At 38.3% G+C, this 4,599-nt stretch carries 4 protein-coding genes; 1 reads left to right on the top strand and 3 read right to left on the bottom strand.

All coding sequences use genetic code 11. The features are described 5' to 3' along the window. Nucleotides 1–1,069 precede the first annotated feature (1,069 nt). The gene (locus tag GXX20_06515; protein ID HHW31313.1) at nt 1,070–2,107 is read right to left on the bottom strand and encodes an aminoacyl-histidine dipeptidase; all 1,038 of its coding nucleotides are present in this window, start codon (nt 2,105–2,107) and stop codon (nt 1,070–1,072) included. A gap of 75 nt (nt 2,108–2,182) precedes the next feature. Beyond that, nucleotides 2,183–2,410 carry a hypothetical protein gene (locus GXX20_06510; GenBank protein ID HHW31312.1) on the bottom strand — a complete coding sequence of 76 codons (228 nt, stop codon included), beginning with the start codon at nt 2,408–2,410 and terminating at the stop codon, nt 2,183–2,185. 362 nt (nt 2,411–2,772) lie between these two features. Between GXX20_06510 and GXX20_06505 the strand changes: the two genes are divergently transcribed. After that, the gene (locus GXX20_06505) at nt 2,773–3,291 is read left to right on the top strand and encodes a hypothetical protein (GenBank protein HHW31311.1); all 519 of its coding nucleotides are present in this window, start codon (nt 2,773–2,775) and stop codon (nt 3,289–3,291) included. 199 nt (nt 3,292–3,490) lie between these two features. Here the strand turns inward: GXX20_06505 and GXX20_06500 are convergent, their stop codons facing one another. Then, nucleotides 3,491–4,387 (bottom strand): EamA family transporter, encoded by an 897-nt coding sequence (locus GXX20_06500; protein ID HHW31310.1) that lies wholly within the window; start codon nt 4,385–4,387, stop codon nt 3,491–3,493. Nucleotides 4,388–4,599 lie beyond the last annotated feature (212 nt).

Genomic DNA, 4,599 nt, shown 5'->3' with positions numbered 1-4,599 from the left:
TCGCTTACGCTCGCCCTTGACATCCTCCAACAGAATGCATAAATGTTATAATTATACAAAAATAAAGAAAGGAGAACCTAACTTAGAAAAGCTAAAAAATTGTCTTGACAAGTGGGGGCATTATAAAAAGGGAATCCTGATTATAGAACATTATAAAAAAATAAATTAAAATAAGTAAAATTCGCACTACCATATATTGAGGCAATATTTTTCACCTAAATTTACCACAGAATTATAAAATTGTTAATTTACAAGCATTTAAACATTTATATAGCAATGTATGTAATTATAGATATTAATTGTGGACTTAAACTGGTACGGTCTTACGCAACTAAAAAATAAGAGGCTTTCAGGATTTATTCTGAAGGCCTTTTATCATAAAATAATACTACCTTACTATTACCAGCGTTTTTTTAGCTTTTTGTTGTGTTAATGCAAAAAAAGAACAGCAGTTTTGAGGGTGCGCCTTAGGAATTTTTTATTCCAGGAAAAAAATCGGCATGGTTTGGTTTGTATTACCGGTTTGAAGGGACCAGCTAACAATATTATATAATATTTACTCGTAGTTCCCTCAAAAGTGGGAAATTATATTATTTTGGAGGTTGCTATGCAAACAACAATCAAAACTCTTCTCAATAAAAGTTACAGTCATACTTACATTACGAAAACCTTGCATGTATGCCGAAACCAATCCAGAAATCATCCGGAGCGGGGAAAGGGGTGAAATAAATCCTTCCAAATACCGCAGCAGCGACGATGACGATTGCAGAAAGCCGGTGACGACACCCTTGATCACCTTTTTCACTTTGATCTGAATTTCTCCCTATTTTTTCTTACCTTCCGTTGATTTCCGAAATGTGCTTCAGGTTATATAGAATCACGTCTATTGTCGGGCCTATCGTATCTTTGTAAAGCGTTTCGGCCTTTGAGTGACATCCCGTGATGGTCGGCCCGATGCTTATGATCTGGATACCTTTTCGATATTCTGAAAACAGTCCGCATTCCAAACCAGCGTGAATTGCTTTTACATCTGCGTGTATCTTACCCGTTTCCTCATATGCCTTCACTGTCATCTGAACCAATGGACTGTCCGGGTCTTGGTACCAGCCGTAGTATTTATTGGATATGGAAGCACCGTAACCGAATTCTTCTGCCAGGCGGCAAAGCTCTGCTTCCAGCTCGTCAAGTGTTCCTCTGAAAGACAAGACCTGGCCAATAAGGTACAGGTAAAAGAACCATCTGCCAGTTTTAAAAGTCCGACGTTCAGCGATGTCTGCACAATGCTGTCCTTTGTATCACTCCTTGTAATAACACCTGCCGGGAGCTTAAATAAGAAATTCAGAAGCTTCTCGCTGTCTGTTGTACCGAGTGCTTTTTCCGGAGAGACGTCGATCGAATCAAATTGATAGGTAAAGGCTTCCTCCGGATACTCTGTTTTCAATGAAGCTATCTGTCCCTCTATGAGGTCTCTTGCCTTCTGTTCCAAATTCTCCGGCAGCATGATCTCAAAGGTTCCGCCTGTGGGAATTGCATTTTCGAAGGTTCCGGATACTATCGTGCTGAGACGGACCGGAATGCCTTCATCAACAAGCACCTGCGACAGCTTGCCCAATGCCAGAATTGCATTCAGCCGGTGCCTATCGATATCCACGCCGGAATGCCCTCCAGTCAGGTTTCCAATTGTCAGGCGGTAGGCTTTTTCTCCTTCGGCGAGCTGGTACATTTCACCGTCCCCGGTGATTTCAGCCGTGAAATCTCCGGCGGAAGAGTAATAAATGACGCCAAATTCTTCCACATCGATATTGATAAGATAATCCGCGTCGATAACTTCGGGATCCAGTACCGATGCCCCTATCAGCCCGACTTCTTCATCCGCAGTAATGAGCGCACAAATCAGACCGTGCGGTACATTGCTCTCACAAATCGCCAGAATCATTCCGATACCTGCTCCGTTATCCGCTCCGAGGGACGACTTTCCGCCCGGTGTGATCGTATCATCCGTTTCGATTGCGTGTACGACGGCATTATCTGACGTGACGTTTTCAAGGTCAGAGGCATAGACCATACCCATATGTGCCTGAAGGATGATTTTAGGCGCATCTTCCATGCCCTTCGTTGCAGGGATATCCATCCAGAAGTTGCCATACTCGTCGCGGTAATGTGCAAATCCGTGCTCATCTGCCTAGCTCTGCAGATAGGCAAGCACCTTCTCCAGATGATAGCTTGGACGCGAGATTTTCGTAAGCTTCATGAACTCAGAAACAGCACGTTCCGCGATGACGCTGTTAGTGTCATATTCAGGCTGCTTTTCTGCGCATCCAACCAATTCAATCAGCAAAACAAATGCTAAAATAATTGCTGTGGATTTTTTTATTCTTATCGCGCATCTTATTTCATTAAGTATCATCATTTTTCTCCTTAGCAGGTTTTATAAAATCGTAATTGAATATTAATGATCCTCGAATTTATCAATAACAGATATCGCCAGCTCTATTTATGGGGCAAACCCTTGTCGTCATAAACGACATTTTATCATATTTTATCGATTATTGGCAGTATTTGTGAAATTCATATATTTATTACTATTCTTAAGCTCCTTACCATGCTGTGAGATATAAGATTCAAATTCTTCTCCTTCTACTAATAAGAAACATTAGATGCAATAAGCTTCCAGGATTTTTATATTGATTTTCTGTAATAATGAACTTTTTATAGCTTTCAACGTCGTAATTATATATGATGTGAGAAATTATGTAATGGGGGTACAGGAATATGCCAAAAAAGCAAATCATTATTGGAACTATTATTATTGTTGTTCTGTTAGGCGTTTCCTTGATTTATAGATATGCTCAATATATTCTTGTTTTGCAGGCTAATCCATATATCAATGTTGATGGCGTAAAACTAATGATGACGGAGGAAAAAGTAAAGAGCTTGTTGGGAGAGGAAGAAGAGTATATGCCAGGTTATGCTGGTTGCGCTTTCAGGTTGAACTATCATAGCAAAGGTATTTATCTGATTTTTTTGGGAGATATAGATACAGATTTTTATCATAAAGTAAATGAAATTAAAATTACCAACTCAAATTACGAGATTTTTAATGTAAGAATTGGAGATAACTATGAAGAGGCTATTAAAAAAATACGAAAACGGGGGTTTACGCGGGAAAAGGAAGGATTTCCAGGTTGCTGGAAAATGAATATGTACATAGTTCTTGAAAAGAGCTATGATAAAGTAAAGAGTATAACTATAGGAGTCAGGGACAGAGTAGCAAGCACAAGGATTTACTAGCGCCAATGTGAAGAAAATAGATCTGTGAAATCATCACAATTGACAGGAATAAAAGCCCTTGTTAGATTTATGTAAGAAACTGTGAAAAATACTTTTTGAACGGCAGTCTGTGTATAAGAATTGCGATAGCTAATCTTATACACAGGCTTTTTTATTTAAAGAATGTAATTAAACTTAAGATAAATAAAAATATACCATATCAACCTGATATACCAGGAGTAGAAACTCCAGATATATCAGGTGTAGAAACTTTATTATGCCTGTCCTGCAAGATACAATGTATTGTTACAGCAGTTATGACGATTATGCCTCCAATTATGGAAAACATGCCCGGCCGCTCTCCTGCAAAAATCAAAACCCATATAGGATTAAGCAACGGCTCTGCTGCGGAAATCAAGCAGCAAGCTAAAGGCGGACAATGAGAAGATGCCAATGCATATAGTATATATGGTATGCCAAGTTGAAAAATACCCAGTATTAAAATTGCAGAAACAGATACTACTGAGATGGTACCCGATGTAAAAAAACAAAAGGGAATACCAATTAAAGTGGTTAACAACTGGCCGAACAGAATACCGCTCATTTTTTCATTTTCATCTGTTTTGCCTACTGCAATATACATTCCTGCCATAAAAATACCTGAAAATATTCCAACAATATTACCTAATAATTGTCCTTTTCCCAAGCCGTCAATAAAGAAAATAGAAATACCCGCCAATGTGAATAATACTGATACAATATCTGATAGCTTAAATTTTTGCCTGAACAGCAAGGCAGAAATAATGATAATGAAAACAGGAGCGGTATATTGCAGTACAATAGCATTAGCTGAAGTAGTGAGTTTATTGGCACTGACAAAACACAAATAAGTAGCAGAGAGAAAAAACATACTGATTAGTACGTTCTTGGAAATGACAATCTTTTGCTTTTTTACAATCATGTATATAATTACGGTGATTGCTGCTATGAGACTACGAAATCCTGCAATCACAAAGGGATTCCAATCAATAAGTTTAAAAAAAATACCTGCAATACTCCAAAGCGAGGCACATATAAGCATTTGTATTATAGCATTTCTTTGCTTGTTTATTAACATAACTTACTCCTGATAAATTATAATTAGAAAATTAGTTATTAATTATAACATAGTAAGTTAAAAAAGGCCAGAAATCTGTAAAGATAGATAGCGTTAATTTACTGTAGGGAAAAGAAGCAAAGAATCATCCTGATATCGCGTATTTCCGGAATGCCCTTGACAACAAGCATCTCCCATATGGTTTGTCAGCCTGGGCGGCACCCCACCACTGT

The organism is Clostridiaceae bacterium, assembly GCA_012840395.1.
GTDB lineage: Bacteria > Bacillota > Clostridia > Acetivibrionales > DULL01 > DULL01.
The sequence above is the reverse complement of the archived record's forward strand: the minus strand, read 5'-3'. Positions and strand labels throughout refer to the sequence as shown.

Bases quoted from the DNA above. Each gene is read 5' to 3' on its own strand.
- GXX20_06505 (HHW31311.1), top strand. From the start codon at position 2,773: ATGCCAAAAAAGCAAATCATTATTGGAACTATTATTATTGTTGTTCTG.
- GXX20_06500 (HHW31310.1), bottom strand. From the start codon at position 4,387: ATGTTAATAAACAAGCAAAGAAATGCTATAATACAAATGCTTATATGT.
- GXX20_06510 (HHW31312.1), bottom strand. From the start codon at position 2,410: ATGATGATACTTAATGAAATAAGATGCGCGATAAGAATAAAAAAATCC.
- GXX20_06515 (HHW31313.1), bottom strand. From the start codon at position 2,107: ATGGAAGATGCGCCTAAAATCATCCTTCAGGCACATATGGGTATGGTC.